Consider the following 18,757-nt stretch of genomic DNA (forward strand, 5'->3'; position numbering starts at 1 on the left):
TACCGACAAAACGTTGCTAAACGCGTCTGCGTCGCTAAGATAACCCCAGATCTGAACATGAGGATGGCATGGTTAAACGGCAGCGGATTGCAAAATGGTTTTTATGCCTGGCTTGCCTGGTGGTGCTGACGTGCATGACCCAGCGCATGGCGGGCCTGCATGCGCTGCAGCAAACGCTGGGGATCCCGGCCGCCACTGCCGTGCAATCCAGCGACGCCGCCGCCGAAGCGCAGCCGACGCCTTGTGAACTGAGCGCCAAATCATTGCTGGCCGCGCCGCCGGTAATGTTCGAAACCGTGCTGTTCGGGCTGGGTCTGCTGCTGGCGCTGTTGGCGCCGACCATTGCCGCGCGTCTGCGCATTCCTCCTCCTCGCGCCATTTCTCCGCCCACCCTCAGGGTGCACCTTCGATTATGCGTCTTCCGTGAATGAGTTAATCGCCCGTTTTTCGCGGTGAATTAATCATTTATGGAGAATTAACATGTTGAAAATTATCAGGCTGGCCTGCGCTTGCCTGTTTATGCTGTGGCTGCCCGCCTTGCAGGCGGCGGACAGCGGCTGGCTGCAAAATCCGGCCAACGATCATGCCAAGGTGCGGCTGCGCGCCGACACGTCACTGCCGGGAGAGATCCGCCTGCTGCTGTCGGTCGAGCTGCAAAAAGGCTGGAAAACCTACTGGCGCTCTCCAGGCGAAGGCGGCATCGCGCCGGCTATCGTCTGGCAGGGTAACCCGCCGCCGGCGACCTGGCACTGGCCGACGCCGCAGCGTTTCGAGGTGGCCGGCATTTCCACCCAGGGCTATCACGATCGGGTCACGCTGCCGATCGTGATGCCAGGCCAGGTGTCCGGCCCGCTGGCGGGTACGCTGACGCTGTCCACCTGCAGCAACGTCTGCATTCTGACCGACTACCCGTTCAGTCTGGATCTGACCACGCCGAACGATCCGCAGTTTAACCATGACTTCGCGCAGGCAATGGGGCAGGTGCCGATCGCCGCCGGGTTGGCGGAAAGCGTCAAGGCCGGGTATCGCAGCGGCGAGCTGCAGATTTCCGCCGAACGCGCCGCCGGCTGGCAACAGCCTGCGCTGTTCTTCGATACCCTGGCGGATGCCGATCTCGGCAAGCCGCAGGTCGAGACCGACGGCGCTCAGCTGTTGGCGCGAGTGCCGGTCAGCGATGGCTGGGGCGATGCGGCGCCGGATCTGCGCGGCAAAACGCTGACGTTGGTGATCGACGACGGCGGCATGGCGCAGCAGATAACGCTGCCGATCGGCGAGCCGCTGGCCGCGCCGGCCGGTGCGGCGTTCCCGCTATGGCAGGCGGTATTGATGGCGCTGGCGGGCGGGTTGATCCTCAATCTGATGCCGTGCGTCCTGCCGGTGTTGGGCATCAAACTCGGCTCCATCCTGCAGGTGGAGCGGCGCGATCGGCGCAGCGTTCGTCTGCAGTTTCTGGCGTCGTCGCTGGGCATCGTCGCCTCGTTTATGGCGTTGGCCCTGCTGATGACGCTGCTGCGGCTCGGCAACCACGCGCTCGGCTGGGGCATTCAGTTCCAGAATCCGTGGTTTATCGGCTTTATGGTGCTGGTGACGCTGCTGTTCAGCGCCAACCTGTTCGGCCTGTTCCATCTGCGACTCTCATCCGATCTGAATACCTCGCTGGCGACCCATAACGGGCACGGTCTGAGCGGCCATTTCTGGCAGGGCGCGTTCGCCACGCTGCTGGCGACGCCGTGCTCGGCGCCGTTTCTCGGCACGGCGGTGGCCTTCGCGCTGGCGGCGTCGCTGCCGGTGCTGTGGGGCATGTTCATCGCGCTCGGCATCGGCATGAGTCTGCCGTGGCTGCTGATCGCCGCCTGGCCGTCGCTGGCGCTGCGGTTGCCGCGCCCCGGCCGCTGGATGAATACCGTCAAGCTGGCGATGGGATTGCTGATGCTGGCGTCGTCGCTGTGGTTGCTGAGCCTGCTGAGCAATCATATCGGCGCGCAGGCCACGCTGTGGCTGGGGGCGCTGGCGTTGCTGGCATTACTGCTGGCGGTGTGGCGCCAGCAAGGGGCACGGTTGGCGGCCAAGCTGGCGGCGGGCACGTTGGTGCTGGCGGGCGCGGCCTTGCTGGCCGGCTCGCTGACCGCCGGTCTGTGGCGTCAACCCTTGCAGGATCGGGTGCAGTGGCAACCGCTGAGCGAACAGGCGATCGCCGAGGCGCTGGCGCAGCATAAGCGGGTGTTCGTCGACGTGACCGCCGACTGGTGCGTGACCTGCAAAGCCAACAAATTCAATGTGCTGCTGCGCGATGACATACAGCGGGCGTTGAGCGCCGATGATGTGGTCGCGCTGCGCGGCGACTGGAGCCGCCCGTCGGCCGACATCAGCGCCTTCCTGCAAAGGCGCGGCAGCGTCGCCGTGCCTTTCAACCAAATCTATGGCCCCGGCAGCCCGGACGGCGAGGTGTTATCCCCGCTGTTGACCCGTGACGCCGTGCTGCAAACGCTTTCCCATGCCAAAGGAACCGAACAATGAAAAAACTACTGATTTTACTGATGATCATCGCCGCCCCGGTGTGGGCCGCCGAGCCTTTCACCCCGGCGCAAGAGGCGCGTATCAAAGAGATGATCCGCGAAACGCTGGTGTCCAACCCGGACATTCTGGCGCAGGCGGTGGACGCCTGGCAGCAGCAAACCGCCAGCCAGCAAATCAGCCAGGCTATCAAGCAGAACGCCAAAACGCTGTATCAGGATCCGGCCAGCCCGCGGCTGGGCGCCGCCAACGCCAAACTGACGCTGGTGACCTTTACCGACTATAACTGCCCGTACTGCAAGCGGTTTGATCCGATGCTGGAGAAGATCGTCAAGCAATACCCGGATGTGGCGCTGGTGGTGAAGCTGCTGCCGTTCAAGGGCGAAAGTTCGGTCAGCTCGGCGCGCGTGGCGCTCACCACCTGGCAGCAGCACCCGGAGCAATTCTGGGCCTTGCATCAGCGGCTGATGGCGAAAAAGGGCTTCCACGACAATGCCAGCATCGCCGCCGCGCAGGAGAAAACCGGCGTCAAGGCGGTGGCGCCGAGCGAACAGAGCATGACCACGCTGCGCAGCAATATGGCGTTGGCGGAGCAACTGGGCGTACAAGGAACGCCGGCGACGCTGATCGGCGATCGGATGCTGCCGGGAGCGGTGTCGTATGAAGAGCTGGAAACGATGGTGAAGCAGCAGCTGGCGAAGGCCAACAATGGCTAAGCTCAAGCGCTGGGGGCGCGAGTTGCTGCTGCTGGCGCTGATCGCATTGGCGGTGGTCACGGTGATGGATTGGCTGAACGCGCCGCAGGCGCCGCCGGCCTTCGATGCCCAGACGCTGACCTCGCTGGACGGCGAGCGCGTGTCGTTGGCGCAGCTTAGCCATGAGCGGCCGCTGCTGGTTTACTTTTGGGCCAGCTGGTGCGGCGTTTGCCGTTTCACCACGCCGGACGTCGCCCGCTTGCAGGCGGAGGGCGGCAACGTGCTGACCGTCGCGCTGCGCTCGGGCGACGATACCCAGGTGAAACAGTGGCTGGCGCGTAAACGGCTGGCGCTGCCGGTGGTCAACGATCCGGCCGGCGCGCTGTCGGCACAGTGGCGGATTGGCGTGACGCCGACCTTCGTGGTGATCTCGCAGGGCAAGGTGGTGCAGAGCACCACCGGCTGGACCAGCTACTGGGGGATGAAGCTGCGGCTGTGGTGGGCCGCCGTCTAACCGGCGCTTTTCTCCGCTATCACTTCCTCAATCGCCCGGCACAGCCGGGCGATACCTTCTTCAATCTGCGGCGGCGAGTTGGCGGCGAAGTTTAGCCGCAGGCCGTGTGCGCCCAGCTGTTCCTGCGCATAGAAGCATTCACCGCGGGCAAAGGTGACACCGTGCCGCCAGGCCGCCGGCATCAGTTCGGCGGTGGTCACCGTCGCGGGCAGCGTCAGCCAGATAAACAAGCCGCCTTGCGGCGTTTCGAAACGGCACCCCGGCGGCAGCCGCCGTTGCAACGCGTCGATCATCACTTCCAGATGCAGGCGATAGACGCGCCCGGCGCGCCGCAGCTGCTTATCGTAACGGCCGACGGTGACGAACGCGTCCAGCGCCCGCTGGATCAGGCTGGAACTGGTGAAGCTGTCGACGTGCTTCAGCCTGGCGAAACGCTGATAGTGTTCGCTGTCCGCCACCAGATAGCCGATGCGCATGCTGGGCAGCAGCATTTTGGAGAAGGTGCTGACGTAGATCACCGCGCCCGGCTGCGCCAGCGCGCGCAGCGACGGCAGTTGTTTGCCTTGATAACGCAGATCGCCGACGAAGTCGTCTTCCAGGATCACCACGCCGGCCTGTTGGGCGATTGCCAGCAGACGTCGCCGGCGCGTCTCGCTCAGGCAACGGCCGGTCGGGTTGTGGAAGTTGGGGATGGTGTAGATCAGTTTGGGGCGGTGGCGTTCCAACAACTCCGGCAGCAAATCCACCCGCATGCCGTGGCGGTCGCCGGGCACGGTGACGATATTGATGCGGTGCTGGCGCAGCAGACCCAGCGCTTCGGCGTAGGTCGGCTCTTCGACGATCACCGTATCACCCGGCGCCAGCAGGCTTTGCACCACCAGACTGATGGCATGCTGCGAACCGTTGGTGATCAGCACCTGTTCCGCCTGCGTGGGGATGCCCTGGGCGCTGAGGATGCGGCTCAGTGTATCGCGCAGCGGATAGTAGCCGCAGTATTCGCCGTAGCTGAAGGCCTCTTCCGCGTGGCGGCTGAGCACCGACAGCAGCACTTTGCGAAACGCCTCCAGCGGAAATATTTTGGGGCTGCCGACGCCGGCGGCGAAGTTGATCAGCCCCTCCGGCAGCGGGGCGTCGGCGTAGCCGTCCAGACGCGAGGTGAGGGTGGTGAAGCTCTCCAGCGGGAAAGGGGCGTCGCTGGTCGGGCGGGCCGGGCGAGTTTGCGCCTGCGGGTGCGCGACATAGGCGCCGCTGCCGCGCCGCTGATGCAAAAAGCCCTTGGCCGCCAGCTCGGCGTAGGCGTTATCCACCGTTAAACGGCTGACTGCCAGCTCGGTCGCCAGCGTGCGCGTCGAGGGCAGCTTGTCGCCATCGACGAACACGCCGGTGAGGATGGCGCGCCGCAGCGCTTCTTCGATCTGTAAATAGAGCGGAACGTCCTGTTCGCGATCTAACGGGATGTGCATGCGAAATTGGCCCGGTTAGGGAGAGATATTTTCACTATACCCCATGTCAACAGGGCTTCAAGCGCAGAAAAGTGGCCTGCATGACAACGCCGCAAAGTGGCTATAGTGAGAAAAAATGGCCGCGTTACACTCTGTGCCTGAGTATTTATGTCGCCATTTCTCCGAGGATCTCATGTCATTACCGTCAGGCGTTTCCGCCCGGCCGGCGCTGCCCGGCGCGCGCCTCTTTCAGGGCAGCAGCCAGGGGTACGTCATCGCCATTATCAGCGCCATGCTGCTGGCCTTTACCGCCATCATCATCCGCGCGCTGACCGAGTATTACCACCTGCCGACCTTCGTGCTGGCGTTCTGGCGCGCGGCGCTGGTGGCGTTGGTGTTGTTGCCGCTGCTGTTGCTGGTGAAACCGCAGTGGGCGCGTCTGCGCCGTGAGCAGGTGGTGTTCTACGCGCTTTACGGGCTGCTGCTGGCGCTGTTCAACAGCCTGTGGACGCTGTCGGTGGCGCTGAACGGCGCGTCGGTGGCGACCATTCTGACCTACTGTTCGGTGGGCTTTACCGTATTCCTCGGCTGGGTGATGTATAGCGAACGCCTGACGCTGCGCCAATTGCTGGTGATCGCCATCAGCCTGGGCGGCTGCTTCCTGGTCAGCAACGGCGACAGCATGGGGAACAGCCACTTCGATCTGCTGGGGCTGCTGGTGGGGATGCTGTCGGGCATCGGTTATACCCTGTATACCCTCGGCGGGCGGGTGGCCAGCGAACGCGGCTATCCGGTGTGGAACACCATCCTGTACGTGTTCGGGTTTTCGGCGCTGTATCAGCTGGCGTTCAATGCGGCGCTGACGGCGTTCCCGTTGGCGGCGTTCCACGGCATGGCCGGCGATCTGTGGTTCCTGTCGCACAGCGCGCAGGGCATTCAGTGGAGCGGCTGGCTGTTGCTGCTGGCGTTGGCCGCCGGGCCGACGCTGCTGGGTTTCGGGTTGTATAACATCAGCCTGAAAACGCTGCCGCTGGCGGTAGCCAACCTGATCCTGTCGCTGGAGCTAGTGTTCACCGCGGTGATCGCCTATTTCCTGCTGGGGGAGAACATGAATCAGCTGCAGCTGCTGGGCAGCGCGTTGGTGATGGGCGGGGTGCTGCTGTTGAAAAGCAAGACCGCCGAGGCGTGATCGGTTAGCATTACGCCTCGCAAGAGAGGCGGTAATGATGAATAACCCGAGATTGAAACGAGCGCTTATCGCTTGAATGGCCGTGTTGAGTGAACGACAACACGGCCACAGACACTCCGTTCCGTGGCTTTTATTCCCGTAACAAGAGAATACGCCATGTCCGAAAAACACTGGTCCAACACTGAGCTTCTGCATCAGACGGTGACCAACCCGAATATTATCGTCAAAGGCACCCACAGCTACTACAGCGACTGCTGGGACAACGGCTTCGAACGCTCGGTGGTGCGCTATCTGCACGGTGACGCGGTCAGCCGGCAATGGCAGCCGCTGGGCGAAATAGACCGTTTGCTGATCGGCGATTACGTGTGCATCGCGGCCGAAGCGGTGATCCTGATGGGCGGTAATCACACCCACCGCATCGACTGGCTGAGCCTGTACCCGTTTATGGCAACCATCAAGCAGGCATACCGTCCCAAAGGCGATACCCGGCTGGGTGACGGTTGCTGGATCGGCATGCGGGCGATGTTGATGCCGGGGGTATCGATAGGCGAAGGGGCGATCGTCGCCGCCGGCAGCGTGGTGGCCGGCGATGTTGAACCTTATGCCATCGTCGGCGGTAACCCGGCGACGTTTATCCGTTGGCGATTCACGCCGGAAATCATCGCGCGGTTGCTTGCGTTGCGCCTCTATGACTTGTCCGAGGCGGACTTTGCGGTGATCCAGCCTCTGCTTGCCGATGACGATATCGGGGCGCTGGAAAAGGGAATTGCGGCCTTGCGCCGTTAAACATCACGGGCGGGGATCCCCGCCCGTTTCGCGTTATTCGGCCTTGGCCTCGGCCGCCGGTTGGCGGCGTTTGCGCATCAGGCGCAGCAGCGGCGGCAACGCCAGCACCGCGACCGCCAATACCAGCAGCGTTTGCGCGATGCTGCTGCTCCACAGAATGCCGAACTCGCCGTTGCTGATCGACAGCGCGCGGCGCAGGTTTTGTTCCAGCATCTCACCCAGCACAAAGCCCAGAATCAGCGGCGACATCGGGAAATGCATTTTCCGCAGAATGTAGCCGAACACGCCCAACCCGACCATCAACAGCAGGTCGAAGGTGGTGCTGTGCACCGCATAAACCCCTACCGCCGACACCGCGGCGATCGCCGGCACCAGGAACCACAGCGGGATGGTCAGCATGCGGGTGAACAGGCCGACCAGCGGCAGGTTCATGATCAGCAAAATGACGTTAGCGATCAGCAGCGCGGCGATCAGCCCCCAGACGATATCCGGCTGTTCGGTGAACATCGCCGGGCCGGGGGTGATGTTGTACAGCGTCAGCGCGCCCATCATCACCGCCGTGGTGCCGGAACCCGGCACCCCCAGCGTCAGCATCGGAATGAACGAGCCGCAGGCCGAGGCGTTGTTGGCCGCTTCCGGCGCCGCTACGCCGCGAATGTCGCCCTTGCCGAAGGTGTCGCTGTTGCCGCTGATTTTCTTCTCGGTCATGTAGGTCAACGCGCTGGCGATGGTGGCGCCGGCGCCCGGCAGAATGCCGACGAAGAAACCGATCACCGACGAGCGCAGGGTCGGGCCTGCGCACTGCGCCGCCTCTTTACGGTTGAACAGCAGGCGGCCGGTTTTACGCACCAGCTTTTGCCCGGCGCTGGTGCTTTCCAGCATCAGCAGGATTTCGCTGACCGAGAACAGGCCGATCACCACCACGATAAACTGCACGCCGTCGGAGAGATGCACGCTGTCGAAGGTAAAGCGGTAAACGCCGGTGTTGGCGTCGACGCCCACCGTCGCCAATCCCAGGCCGATCAGCGCCGCCAGCAGCGATTTTAGCGGGTTCTGGCTCATCATGCTGCCGAGGCAGGCGATGGCGAACACCATCAGGGCGAAATACTCGGCCGGGCCGAAGGCCAGCGACCAGCGGGCCAGCAGTGGCGCGAACAGAATGATGCCGCCGATGGCGATCATCGAGCCGACAAACGAGCTGACCGCCGAGATGGACAGCGCCACGCCGGCGCGCCCCTGCTGCGCCATCGGGTAGCCGTCCAGCGCGGTCATGATCGCCGCCGCGTCGCCCGGCACGTTGAGCAGAATCGACGAGATGCGCCCGCCGTATTCGCAGCCGATATACACCGTCGCCAGCAGGATCAGCGCCGATTCGGCCGGCAGTTTGAGGGCGAACGCCAGCGGCAGCAGGATCGCCACGCCGTTGATCGGCCCCAGCCCCGGCAACAGGCCGACGATGGTGCCGACGAAGCAGCCGATCAGGGCGATAATCAGGTTCTGCGGCACCAGCGCCACTTCAAACCCTTGGGTCAAATACATCCAGGTATCCATCATCGCTCCCGTTAGCTCAGCCAGATGCCGAGCGGCAGTGTGACATCGAGAAGTTGGTCAAAGGCGTAGTACAGCGCTGCGCCCATGACGACGCCGGAGATGGCCGCCGCCGGCAGGCTGGCCTGAAACAACAGGCCGATGCTGAACGTCAGCAGCGCGGTCGCCAGCGGAAAGCCCAGCCATTCAAAGCCCCAGGCATACAGCACCAGGGTGATCACCAGCACCAGCAGCCGCTGCAGCACCTTGTGGTGCGGCCATTCCACCGCCTGTGGGCGGCGCAGCAGCAACAGGGCCGCGCACAGCGCCATCAGGCTGAGGATCGCCAGCGGGAACGGGCGCGGCCCCAGCGGTTCATAGCTGTATTCGCTTTGAATGCCCCAGCCGATGAACAGCCCGCCGATACACAGCAGCAGCCAAAAGCCGGCAAAAATACGATCGCTCATGGTTTTCCCCTGCGGTTATTTGGCCAGGCCGAACACTTTCGCCTGCTCACGGTATTGGGCAACCTGATTCTTCACGTAGGCGTCCAGCTCTTTGCCGGTCATATTGAATTCGAACAGGCCACGCAGATCGCGCTGCTGCTTGAATTCGTCTGTTGCCATCATTTTCTGGAAGGTGTCGATCCACCACTGATACTCTTCATCGCTGACTTTCGGCCCGACGTAGAAGCCGCGAATGATCGGCCACACCAGGCTGTACCCCTGTTCTTTGGCGGTCGGAATGTCGGCCAGCTGGCCCGGCAAACGTTGCTCGGCATACACCGCCAGCACGCGGATTTTGTCGCCCTGCAGGTAAGGCACCATCTCGCTCAGGTCACCGGAAACCGCCTGAATATGGTTGCCCAACAGCGCGGTGACCGGCTCGCCGCCGCCTTCGAACGCCACGTAGCGCATCTTGCGCGGGTCCACGCCGACTTCGCGCGCCAGCAGCGCGGTTTTCATCCAGTCCTGGCTGCCGATGGAGGCGCCGGCGCCGAACACCACGCTGTTGGGATCTTTTTGGAAGGCGTCCATCAGGTCTTTCAGGGTTTTGTAAGGCGAGTCGGCGCGCACCGCGATCATGCCGTAGTCGGTTCCGACCGCCGCCAGCCATTTCACGTCGTCCACGTTATAGCGGCCGAACTTGCCCTGAGCCAGATTGAGCAGCGAACCGCCGGAGAAGGCCACCACGGTGCCGAACTCCGCCGGGCGCTGCGCGACGATGGCGTTGTAGGCCACCGCGCCGACGCCGCCGGGCATATAGGTGACGCGCATCGGTTTATCGATGGCCTTGGTGTCCTGCAACGACACCTGAATCAGCTTGCAGGTCAGATCGAAACCGCCGCCGGGCTTGGCCGGCGCAATGCATTCGGTGCGTTTGGGCGCTTCCCCGGCAAAGGCCTGAGAGGCCGCCAGCAACAGTGCGGCGGCGGTCAAGGTACGGGTCATTATTTTTTTCATTGTGGCTTGCCCTCGGTATTGTTCTGGTTGTGAATCCCGCTGAGCGCGGTTGCAGGATTGTTAAAACAACAACCTTTCATTTACCTTTCAGTGGCCGGAAAAGTTTCCAGTCTGTGATTAGGGTCTCTTGTCGCTAGCGAATCACGGGTGCGCTACCATAGAAATGCTGGCAGGAACAGGGCGCAAAACCGGCCAAAATCCTGCGTAATATCAGGTTTGCCGTTTTGCTTTCGCGATAAAATCATGATCAGTGAAATGAATAGAGACGCAGTGATATGTTTTCGTTAGGGAAATTGTTTAGCGGCAGGGACAGCGCCAAAGTATGCGCGATTAAACGGTTGCCTGAGGTCTACGCGGAGATGGTCGGTGGAACCGGGCAGTGCCGTTTGAAGCGACTGCGCGCCGAGGTTGGCGTGTTTGAGCTGCATTTCGTCAACGCCGCCGGTGAAAGATATGCCTGCCAGATGACCGCCTGTGTGACCGGCATCGATCTGGTATTTGCCGTCAACAATCGCTCCGTGCTGGTTTCTGCACCGTTTACCGCCGACAAGCTGCGCTCGGTGCTGGACATTGCCGTGGCCGATAGCCCCATTCCGCTGATCTGACGCCGCCCTGCGATCGCGCTCCATACGCATAATTGTGTGCCAGCTCCCAAAACTGGCGGCGCGGCGCTCTTTTATCCCCTTATTTTCCATGCCATTCTCTGTTATCAGCCTGTTAACGGACGCCGTGTCGGAGCCAGGTTGTTCAGATAAATCAATGGAATGGGAACATGCGACTGTTATTGGTTGAAGATCACCCCGAGCTGTCTCACTGGTTGCAAAAGGCGCTGACCGGCGCCGGGTTTGCCGTCGACGTCGCCCCGGACGGCGTGGCGGCCGATCATCTGTTGCTCAACGAGCGTTATGCGCTGGCGGTGTTGGATGTGGCGCTGCCGCGTTTGAACGGCCTGGATTTGCTGGCGCGCCTGCGCAAGCGCGGGCAGGATCTGCCGGTGTTGCTGCTGACGGCGCGCACCGACGTGGCCGATCGGGTAAAGGGCCTGAATCTGGGGGCGGACGATTACCTCACCAAGCCGTTCGAACTGGACGAGCTGGAAGCGCGTATTCGGGCGCTGCTGCGCCGCAGCGTCGGCGCCCCGCAGCCGGCGTTGCAGTACGGCGCGTTGACCTACCATGACGAAGGCTATTTTCTGCTGGAGAGCAAGCCGCTGGCGCTGACGCCGCGCGAACTGGCGGTGTTGACCGCGCTGATGCATCGGCGCGGCCGCCCGGTGGCCAAACAACAGCTGTTCGAGCAGGTGTTTACGCTGTCCGACGAGGCCAATCCCGAGAGCATCGAGCTTTACGTACACCGCCTGCGGAAAAAGCTGCAGGGCAGCGACGTGGCGATCGTCACGCTGCGCGGTCTGGGCTACAGCCTGGAGCTCTGCAATGCGGTGGTTTAATGCGCCGCGTTCGCTGTTCTATCAACTGCTGCTGTTTTTTGGCCTGCCGCTGCTGGCGTTGGGCGGTATCTCTATCTACACCCACTATTTCAGCGCCATGAGCGCCGCCACATTGGCTTACGATCGCACGCTGCTGGCGTCGGCGCGCACCGTGGCGGAGCGACTGGTGGTGCGCGAAGGCAAGCTGGCGGTTGATGTGCCCTATGTAGTGCTCGACAGCTTCGAGCGCAACATGAACGATCAGCTGTATTACGAGGTGATTTCGCCGCAGGGAAAAAGCATCTCGGGCTATGACGATTTGCCGTCGCTGCCGCCCCATATCCCGCGCTCCACGCTCTACCCGGCGCTGGTGCATTTTTATGATGCGGAATACCTCGGCCGGCCGATCCGCGTGGCGGCGCTGTTTCAACCGGTCAACGAGTCGGGGGTGAGCGGCATGGCGACCATTTTGGTGGCGGAAACCCTGGAATCGCGCCGTTACCTGGCGCGGCAGATGATGATCGCGGCGCTGCTGAGCCAGGGCACGGTGGTGGTGTTGACCCTGATCCTGGCGTTCGCGCTGCTCAAGCGGGTGTTGAAGCCGATGCGTAAACTCTCCGGCATCATGCTGCGGCGCGATCCGGGCGAGCTGACGCCCTTGCCGCGGGTATTGCCGTGGTCGGAGATGCAGCCGCTGCTGGTGGCGTTCAATCGCTATATCGAACGGCTGCGGCTGATGGTGGCGCGTCAGGAACGCTTCAGCGCCGACGCTTCCCACCAGCTGCGCACGCCGCTGGCTGTGTTGAAGACGCAGGTCGGGGTGGCGCTGGCCAGCGATCGGCCGCAGCAGTGGCGTGAAAGCCTGCAGGCGATGAGCGCGACGTTGGACAATACCGTGGCACTGACCGACCGCCTGCTGTATCTCTCACGCCTGAAGGCCAGCGAGCACCAGGCCGAGCGCAAGCTGCAGCCGGTCAACCTGGCGCAGGTGCTGCGCGACGCCTGTTTTTCGCGCTTGCCGCAGGCGCGCAGCAAACAGATCGATCTCGGTTTCGAAGGTGAAGCGGCGTGTCAGGTGGCAGGGGAACCGCTGCTGTTGGCCGAACTGTGCGCCAACTTGTTGGACAATGCGTTGAAATACACACCGCGTCAGGGCGTGGTTACCGCTCGCCTCACGCAGGGAAAGGAGACGGGGGAAGGCGTGCTGGAGATTGAAGACAGCGGCCCCGGCATCGCCTTACAGGACAAGGCGCTGGCGCTGCAGCCGTTTCACCGGCTGGACAACGTGGGCGATCAGCCGGGCGCCGGCCTGGGGCTGGCGCTGGTGAAGGATATCACCGCGTATCACGGCACCCGCCCGGAGCTGTTGAGCTCCGCCGCGCTGGGCGGCCTGTTGGTGCGGGTGCGTTTCAGGCTGTTGTCTTAAGCCTGTTCTTTGCAGGACTCGACGTCAGCCGTCGGGACTTTGGCTTTACGCGTCAGCGGCGTGCGCAGCCGCTGCGACAGGATAACGCCCAGCAGGGTAATGCCGCCGCCAATCAGGTGGTAACCGTGCAACTGCTCATGCAGGAACAGCACGGCGATAGCGGCGGTAAACACCGGCGCCAGGTTCATGAAGATCGAGGCGGTGTTGGCGCCCAGGCGCATCACGCCCTGGATCCACAGGAACGGGGCGATGATCGAAGCCGGAATGCCGGCGAACAGCACCAGCGGCAGGTTATGGCCGTTCAAGCCGACATCCTGCGCCATCAGGAAATTAGGCAGCAGCAGCAGCACGCCGAACAGGATCTGCACGTACAGCGATTGCCAGTTCGGCAGCGCGATGGCCCAGCGTTTGGTCAACACGCCATACAGCGCGTAAGAGGCGGTGGCGAGCAGCATCATCAATTCCCCCTTGCCGATACCGTGCTGCAGCAGTACGCCGGGCTGGCCGCCGCTGACCAGCCAGATCAAACCGCCGAAGGAGAGAATACTGCCGAGCAGCACGCCGACGGTCGGCGCAATGCGCAGCAGGACGATGCTGATCAGGATGGTCAGCAGCGGGATCAGCGACACGATGATGCCCATAAACAGCGCGCTGACGCTGTGCGCCGCGTAATAGGCCAGGCTTTGATACAGCACCATGCCCAGCAGGCCGAGGATCATCAACTTCCACCAGTTGGCGCGCACCTGCGCCCAATTGCGCAGCACGCCCGGCAGCACGAACGGCGTCAGGGCAACCAGCGCCAGCAGCCAGCGGTAGAGCGAAATGGCCGCCGGATCGATGGCGGTGGCGGAGAGTTTGCTGACGACGGCGTTAATCGACCAAATCAGCACGGCCAACAGCGGGAAGAGCATATTCATGATAATTATTCTCAATAACGTCCAACATGCTGGCTAGTCTACGCGTGTCCGGTTTATCATATATAGCGATATCCAGACAAAAATCGGCGTAAACAAGACAAATCACGGGACGAAACCATGCCAGAAATCCGCCATTTCCCCGAGTCGCTGATCCCGGCGCCCAACCCGGTGCAGTTCCGCTGCGAAGAGTTTAACGCGCGCACCGAATTCCAGCCGCACAGCCACACCTGGGGCCAGTTGATGTGGGTCAAGGCCGGGGTGATGGTGCTGCGCATCGGCGGGCAGCGCTTTCTGGCGCCGCCGGAGTTCGTGTTGTGGGCGCCGGCGGGCATCGAACACTCCTGCTACAACCAGCGACTGGCGCAGTGCCGCATGGTGGACATCACGCCGGCGCTGTGCGCCGGTATGCCGGCCGACCCCTGTCTGGTGAGCGTCACGCCCATCTTCCGCGCCATCGCCGAGGATTTCTATGCGCGCAAGCAGTACATTCCGCAGGCGGAGGAGGATTTGCGCCTGTGCCAGGTGCTGATCGATCAGCTGCGCCTGTCGCCGCGTCAGCAAACCTATCTGCCGTCGTCGGACGACAAATTTTTGGCGCCGGTGCTGGAAGCGCTGGAGCATTGTCCGGCGGACAACACCTCGCTGGCGACGTGGGCGGCGCGGGTCTACACCACCGAGCGCACGCTGTCGCGCCGCTGCCAGCAGGATCTGGGCATGTCGTTCAGCGAGTGGCGCCAGCGCCTGCGTTTTCTGCATGCCGTGTCGTTGCTCGAGCAGGGCAAAACCGTGCAGGACGTGGCGTTGGACGTCGGCTACAGCTCCGCGTCGGCCTTTATCGTCATGTTCCAGCAGATCGCCGGCACCACCCCTGAACGCTTTCGCCGTGCCTGATTCAGTGGCACACTATTTCGCAGACAAATAGCCGTAAACCGTCGGAGAACGCAGTGAAAATTCTGGTTGATGAAAATATGCCCTACGCGGCCGAGCTGTTCAGCCGCTTGGGCGACGTGCAGGCGGTGCCGGGGCGTCCGATCCCGCGCGAGGCGCTGGCGGATGCCGATGCGCTGATGGTGCGTTCGGTCACCAAGGTCAATGAAGCCTTGTTGGCCGGCAGCCGCATTGGCTTTGTCGGCACCGCCACCGCCGGCACCGATCACGTTGATGACGCCTGGCTGCAACGGCAGGGCATCGGGTTTTCCGCCGCGCCGGGCTGCAACGCCATCGCGGTGGTCGAGTATGTGTTCTCCGCCTTGATGCTGCTGGCCGAACGCGACGGCTTCCAACTGCGGGATAAAACCGTCGGCATCGTCGGCGTGGGCAACGTCGGTTCCCGCCTGGACGCGCGCCTCAAAGCGCTGGGCGTGCGCACGCTGCTGTGCGATCCGCCGCGTGCCGATCGCGGCGACGCCGGGGAGTTTTGGCCGTTGGAGAAGCTGGTGGCCGAGGCCGATGTGCTGACCTTCCATACGCCGCTGAATAAATCCGGCCCTTACCATTCGCTGCATCTGGCGGATGCGGATCTGTTGGCGGCGCTGCCGGACAACCGCATTCTGATCAACGCCTGTCGCGGGCCGGTGGTGGATAACACCGCGCTGCTGCAGGCGTTGGAAAAGGGCAAAAAGTTGAGCACGGTGCTGGACGTGTGGGAACCCGAGCCGGATCTCGCCTTGCCGCTGCTGGCGCGGGTGGATATCGGCACCGCGCATATCGCCGGGTATACGCTGGAAGGCAAGGCGCGCGGCACCACCCAGGTGTTCGAAGCGTTCAGCCGCCATCTGGGGCAGCCGCAGCAGGTGGCGCTGGCCTCGCTGCTGCCGGTGCCGGAGTTCAGCCTGATCCGCCTCAACGGCCCGCTGGATGAAGCGCGGTTAAAACGATTGATGCACTTGGTGTATGATGTGCGCCGCGATGATGCGCCACTGCGCAAAGTCGCCGGGCAACCGGGCGAATTCGATCGCCTGCGCAAGCACTACCAGGAGCGCCGCGAGTGGTCTTCGCTGGCCGTGCAATGCGATGACAGCGCCAGCGCCGAGCTGCTCGGCAAGCTGGGCTTCAGCGTGGCGTAGCGTAAGGTTGTCTTAAGCCAACGCCGCTACAGTGAGCGGTAAAGATTATCGGGCGGTGATTGCACTGCCCGTGTGCTTTTATGAATGAAATACTCTGGAGAAAACCCGATGTCTGACGGCTGGAATATCGCGCTGCTCGGCGCCACTGGCGCGGTAGGTGAAGCGTTGCTGGAATTGTTGCAGGAACGCCAGTTCCCGGTGGGTGAACTCTATCCTCTGGCAAGCGAACGCAGCGCGGGCGCCAATGTGCGCTTCAACGGCAAGTCTCTTCTGGTGCAAAACGCCGAAGAGTTCGACTGGTCGCAGGCGCAGCTGGCCTTCTTCGTCGCCGGCAGCGACGCTTCCGCGCGCTATGCCGAAGAAGCCGGCAACATGGGCTGCCTGGTGATCGACACCAGCGGCCTGTTCGCCATGGAGCCGGATGTGCCGCTGGTGGTGCCGGGCGTGAACCCGCAGGTGCTGGCGGATTACCGTAACCGCAATATCGTGGCGGTGGCCGACAGCATGGTCAGCCAACTGCTGACGGCGATCAAACCGCTGACCGAACAGGCGGGGCTGTCGCGTCTGCACGTCACCACGCTGATGTCGGTATCGTCGCGCGGCAAGGTGGCGGTGGACGACTTGGCCGGCCAGAGCGCGCGCCTGCTGAATGGCATTCCGGCCGAGGAAGGCGTCTTCGGTAAACAGCTGGCGTTCAACCTGCTGCCGCTTGTCGCCGACGAGCAGGGCAGCGTGCGCGAAGAGCGCCTGATCGTCGATCAGGTGCGCAAGGTGCTGCAGGATGAAGGGCTGCCGATTTCGGTGAGCTGCGTTCAGTCGCCGGTGTTTTACGGCCACGCGCAGGTGGTGCACCTGGAAGCGCTGCGCCCGCTGTCCGCCGAAGAGGCGCGCAGCGAGCTCGAAGAGGTCGAAGACATTCAGCTGAGCGAAGAGGACGATTACCCGACCCAGGTCACCGACGCTTCCGGCAGCGATGCGCTCAGCATCGGTTGCCTGCGTAACGATTACGGCATCCCCGAGCTGCTGCAGTTCTGGACGGTAGCGGACAATGTGCGCTTCGGCGGCGCGTTGATGGCTATCGAAACCGCCGAGCGTCTGGTGCAGGAGCAGATGTACTGATGTCTGAGGTGGTCTCGCCCGCTCAGCCGACGCTGAAGGTAGCGCTGGGCATCGAATATGACGGCAGCCGGTACTACGGCTGGCAGCGGCAGCAAGAAGTGGCCAGCGTGCAGGAACGCCTGGAGCAGGCGTTGAGCAAGGTGGCGGATGCGCCGATTACCGTGCTGTGCGCCGGGCGCACCGACGCCGGGGTGCACGCCACCGGGCAGGTGGTGCATTTCGAAACCACTGCGCGCCGCAAGGACGCCGCCTGGACGATGGGGGTGAATACCCATTTGCCGCCGGACATCGCGGTGCGTTGGGTGAGCCCCGTCGCCGACGATTTTCACGCGCGTTTCAGCGCCACCGCGCGCCGCTACCGCTATATCATTTTCAACCATCGCTACCGGCCGGCGGTGCTGCAGCAGGGGGTGACGCATTTTTATCACCCGCTGGACGCCGATCGCATGCACCGGGCGGCGCAGGCGCTGCTGGGCGAGAACGACTTCACGTCGTTCCGCGCGGTGCAATGTCAGTCGCGCACCCCGTGGCGTTGCGTAAAACACGTTAAGGTTACGCGCTACGGCGAATATATTGTGGTAGATATCAAGGCGAATGCCTTTGTGCATCATATGGTTCGCAACATCGTCGGCAGCCTGATGGAGATCGGCTGCGGCAATCAGGGTGAGAACTGGATGGCCGAGTTGCTGGCGCTGAAGGATCGCAATCTGGCGGCGGCGACGGCGCGAGCCGAGGGGCTGTATCTGGTTGCCGTGGATTACCCTGACCACTTTGGTCTACCGCGGCCGCCGATGGGGCCGCTGTTTTTGCCCGACGATTAAACGCCGGCACGCCTGAAAGCGTTGCTCCCTTGTGCTTCTGCCGGGTGATTGAAACGCCCGGCATCAATGAGAGAATTTATGGACATCATCAAGTTTATTATTGATTTTATTCTGCATATTGATGTGCACTTGGCCGAACTGGTCGCACAATACGGCATGTGGGTCTACGCTATTCTGTTCCTGATCCTGTTTTGCGAAACCGGTCTGGTGGTGACGCCGTTCCTGCCGGGGGATTCTTTGCTGTTCGTCGCCGGCGCGCTGGCGGCGTTGCCGACCAACGATCTGAACGTGCATACCATGGTGGCGTTGATGGCCGTGGCGGCGATCATCGGCGATGCGGTGAACTACACTATCGGGCGGTTGTTCGGCGAGAAGCTGTTCAGCAACCCGAATTCGAAAATCTTCCGCCGCAGCTACCTGGACAAGACGCATCAGTTCTATGAGAAGCACGGTGGGAAAACGATTATTCTGGCGCGATTCGTGCCGATCGTGCGTACTTTTGCGCCGTTCGTCGCGGGCATGGGGCATATGTCCTATCGCCACTTCGCCGCCTACAACGTGATTGGCGCACTGGTTTGGGTGCTGCTCTTCACTTATGCTGGCTATCTGTTCGGCGATCTGCCAGTGGTGCAGGAGAACCTGAAGCTGTTGATCGTCGGGATCATCATCGTTTCGATTCTGCCGGGCGTGATTGAAATTTGGCGCCACAAGCGCGCGGCCGCCCGCCAGCAAAAACAGTAAAAACATCGCTTAACCTGTCGGTTCGACCAGTTTTTTGTCCACAGCGTCGGGCCGATATGGTTTAATGAGCGACATTATGGTCTGTTCCTGCGAACAACCCTGAAGCCGATG

The 18,757-nt window shown here is 62.6% G+C and carries 19 protein-coding genes; 14 read left to right on the forward strand and 5 right to left on the reverse strand.

Annotated elements, in window-relative coordinates; translation table 11 throughout:
- Window positions 1-68 precede the first annotated feature (68 nt).
- Genes CRO23_RS06755 through CRO23_RS06770 form a run of 4 tightly spaced genes read left to right on the forward strand, consistent with a single transcriptional unit; the run spans window position 69 to window position 3,723 of the window.
- Window positions 69-431: a hypothetical protein gene (locus CRO23_RS06755; protein ID WP_033639760.1), complete on the forward strand. Its 363-nt coding sequence runs from the start codon at window positions 69-71 to the stop codon at window positions 429-431.
- A gap of 49 nt (window positions 432-480) precedes the next feature.
- The gene (locus tag CRO23_RS06760) at window positions 481-2,517 is read left to right on the forward strand and encodes a protein-disulfide reductase DsbD family protein (protein ID WP_097101605.1); all 2,037 of its coding nucleotides are present in this window, start codon (window positions 481-483) and stop codon (window positions 2,515-2,517) included.
- Entirely contained in the window at window positions 2,514-3,230 is a 717-nt protein-coding gene (locus CRO23_RS06765) for a DsbA family protein (RefSeq protein WP_049300074.1), read from the forward strand. The genes CRO23_RS06760 and CRO23_RS06765 overlap by 4 nt, the downstream gene beginning before the upstream one ends.
- Window positions 3,223-3,723, forward strand: a complete 501-nt coding sequence (locus CRO23_RS06770; protein ID WP_016926868.1) for a protein disulfide oxidoreductase — start codon at window positions 3,223-3,225, stop codon at window positions 3,721-3,723. Before CRO23_RS06765 ends, CRO23_RS06770 begins: the two co-directional genes overlap by 8 nt.
- Here the strand turns inward: CRO23_RS06770 and pdxR are convergent.
- Entirely contained in the window at window positions 3,720-5,186 is a 1,467-nt protein-coding gene (pdxR, locus tag CRO23_RS06775) for a MocR-like pyridoxine biosynthesis transcription factor PdxR (RefSeq protein WP_016926869.1), read from the reverse strand. The two genes, CRO23_RS06770 and pdxR, sit on opposite strands and share 4 nt — an antisense overlap.
- 172 nt (window positions 5,187-5,358) lie before the next feature.
- On the opposite strand from pdxR, the gene CRO23_RS06780 reads away from it, so the two are divergent.
- Both CRO23_RS06780 and CRO23_RS06785 read left to right on the forward strand, forming a co-directional pair.
- Complete coding sequence (locus CRO23_RS06780; protein WP_079452187.1) at window positions 5,359-6,354, forward strand: DMT family transporter; 996 nt, start codon at window positions 5,359-5,361, stop codon at window positions 6,352-6,354.
- A gap of 156 nt (window positions 6,355-6,510) precedes the next feature.
- Complete coding sequence (locus CRO23_RS06785) at window positions 6,511-7,140, forward strand: CatB-related O-acetyltransferase (RefSeq protein ID WP_079452188.1); 630 nt, start codon at window positions 6,511-6,513, stop codon at window positions 7,138-7,140.
- A 33-nt stretch (window positions 7,141-7,173) separates the two neighbouring features.
- Here CRO23_RS06785 and CRO23_RS06790 read toward each other — a convergent pair whose 3' ends face one another.
- From CRO23_RS06790 to CRO23_RS06800, 3 genes are read right to left on the reverse strand one after another with little or no spacing between them, the layout of a single operon-like run.
- On the reverse strand, window positions 7,174-8,691 hold the full coding sequence (locus CRO23_RS06790) for a tripartite tricarboxylate transporter permease (RefSeq protein WP_016926872.1): 1,518 nt from the start codon (window positions 8,689-8,691) through the stop codon (window positions 7,174-7,176).
- An 11-nt stretch (window positions 8,692-8,702) separates the two neighbouring features.
- On the reverse strand, window positions 8,703-9,134 hold the full coding sequence (locus tag CRO23_RS06795) for a tripartite tricarboxylate transporter TctB family protein (RefSeq protein ID WP_016926873.1): 432 nt from the start codon (window positions 9,132-9,134) through the stop codon (window positions 8,703-8,705).
- Between the two features lie 15 nt (window positions 9,135-9,149).
- Window positions 9,150-10,130 carry a Bug family tripartite tricarboxylate transporter substrate binding protein gene (locus tag CRO23_RS06800; RefSeq protein WP_028127751.1) on the reverse strand — a complete coding sequence of 327 codons (981 nt, stop codon included), beginning with the start codon at window positions 10,128-10,130 and terminating at the stop codon, window positions 9,150-9,152.
- A 386-nt stretch (window positions 10,131-10,516) separates the two neighbouring features.
- On the opposite strand from CRO23_RS06800, the gene CRO23_RS06805 reads away from it, so the two are divergent.
- The 3 genes from CRO23_RS06805 (at window position 10,517) to CRO23_RS06815 (ending at window position 12,982) form a co-directional block, all read left to right on the forward strand.
- Entirely contained in the window at window positions 10,517-10,735 is a 219-nt protein-coding gene (locus CRO23_RS06805) for a hypothetical protein (RefSeq protein ID WP_228009735.1), read from the forward strand.
- A gap of 167 nt (window positions 10,736-10,902) precedes the next feature.
- Window positions 10,903-11,577: a transcriptional regulator TctD gene (gene tctD, locus CRO23_RS06810; RefSeq protein WP_016926876.1), complete on the forward strand. Its 675-nt coding sequence runs from the start codon at window positions 10,903-10,905 to the stop codon at window positions 11,575-11,577.
- Entirely contained in the window at window positions 11,564-12,982 is a 1,419-nt protein-coding gene (locus CRO23_RS06815; protein ID WP_016926877.1) for a sensor histidine kinase, read from the forward strand. Before tctD ends, CRO23_RS06815 begins: the two co-directional genes overlap by 14 nt.
- On the opposite strand, the gene CRO23_RS06820 is transcribed toward CRO23_RS06815, so the two are convergent.
- Window positions 12,979-13,899 (reverse strand): DMT family transporter, encoded by a 921-nt coding sequence (locus tag CRO23_RS06820; protein ID WP_097101607.1) that lies wholly within the window; start codon window positions 13,897-13,899, stop codon window positions 12,979-12,981. The genes CRO23_RS06815 and CRO23_RS06820 overlap by 4 nt on opposite strands.
- 117 nt (window positions 13,900-14,016) lie before the next feature.
- Here CRO23_RS06820 and CRO23_RS06825 point away from each other — a divergent pair, with 117 nt between their 5' ends.
- The 5 genes from CRO23_RS06825 (at window position 14,017) to CRO23_RS06845 (ending at window position 18,646) form a co-directional block, all read left to right on the forward strand.
- Window positions 14,017-14,790, forward strand: a complete 774-nt coding sequence (locus tag CRO23_RS06825; RefSeq protein WP_015378596.1) for an AraC family transcriptional regulator — start codon at window positions 14,017-14,019, stop codon at window positions 14,788-14,790.
- Window positions 14,791-14,843: 53 nt separating this feature from the next.
- Entirely contained in the window at window positions 14,844-15,965 is a 1,122-nt protein-coding gene (gene pdxB / locus CRO23_RS06830) for a 4-phosphoerythronate dehydrogenase PdxB (protein WP_016926879.1), read from the forward strand.
- A 108-nt stretch (window positions 15,966-16,073) separates the two neighbouring features.
- Entirely contained in the window at window positions 16,074-17,084 is a 1,011-nt protein-coding gene (locus CRO23_RS06835; protein WP_004936134.1) for an aspartate-semialdehyde dehydrogenase, read from the forward strand.
- Window positions 17,084-17,905, forward strand: a complete 822-nt coding sequence (truA, locus tag CRO23_RS06840; protein WP_004936132.1) for a tRNA pseudouridine(38-40) synthase TruA — start codon at window positions 17,084-17,086, stop codon at window positions 17,903-17,905. Before CRO23_RS06835 ends, truA begins: the two co-directional genes overlap by 1 nt.
- Before the next feature lie 78 nt (window positions 17,906-17,983).
- A complete protein-coding gene (locus tag CRO23_RS06845) occupies window positions 17,984-18,646 on the forward strand; it encodes a DedA family protein (RefSeq protein ID WP_004936130.1) in 663 nt (220 codons plus the stop codon).
- Window positions 18,647-18,757 lie beyond the last annotated feature (111 nt).

Source organism: Serratia sp. JKS296, assembly GCF_900215445.1.
GTDB lineage: Bacteria > Pseudomonadota > Gammaproteobacteria > Enterobacterales > Enterobacteriaceae > Serratia > Serratia marcescens.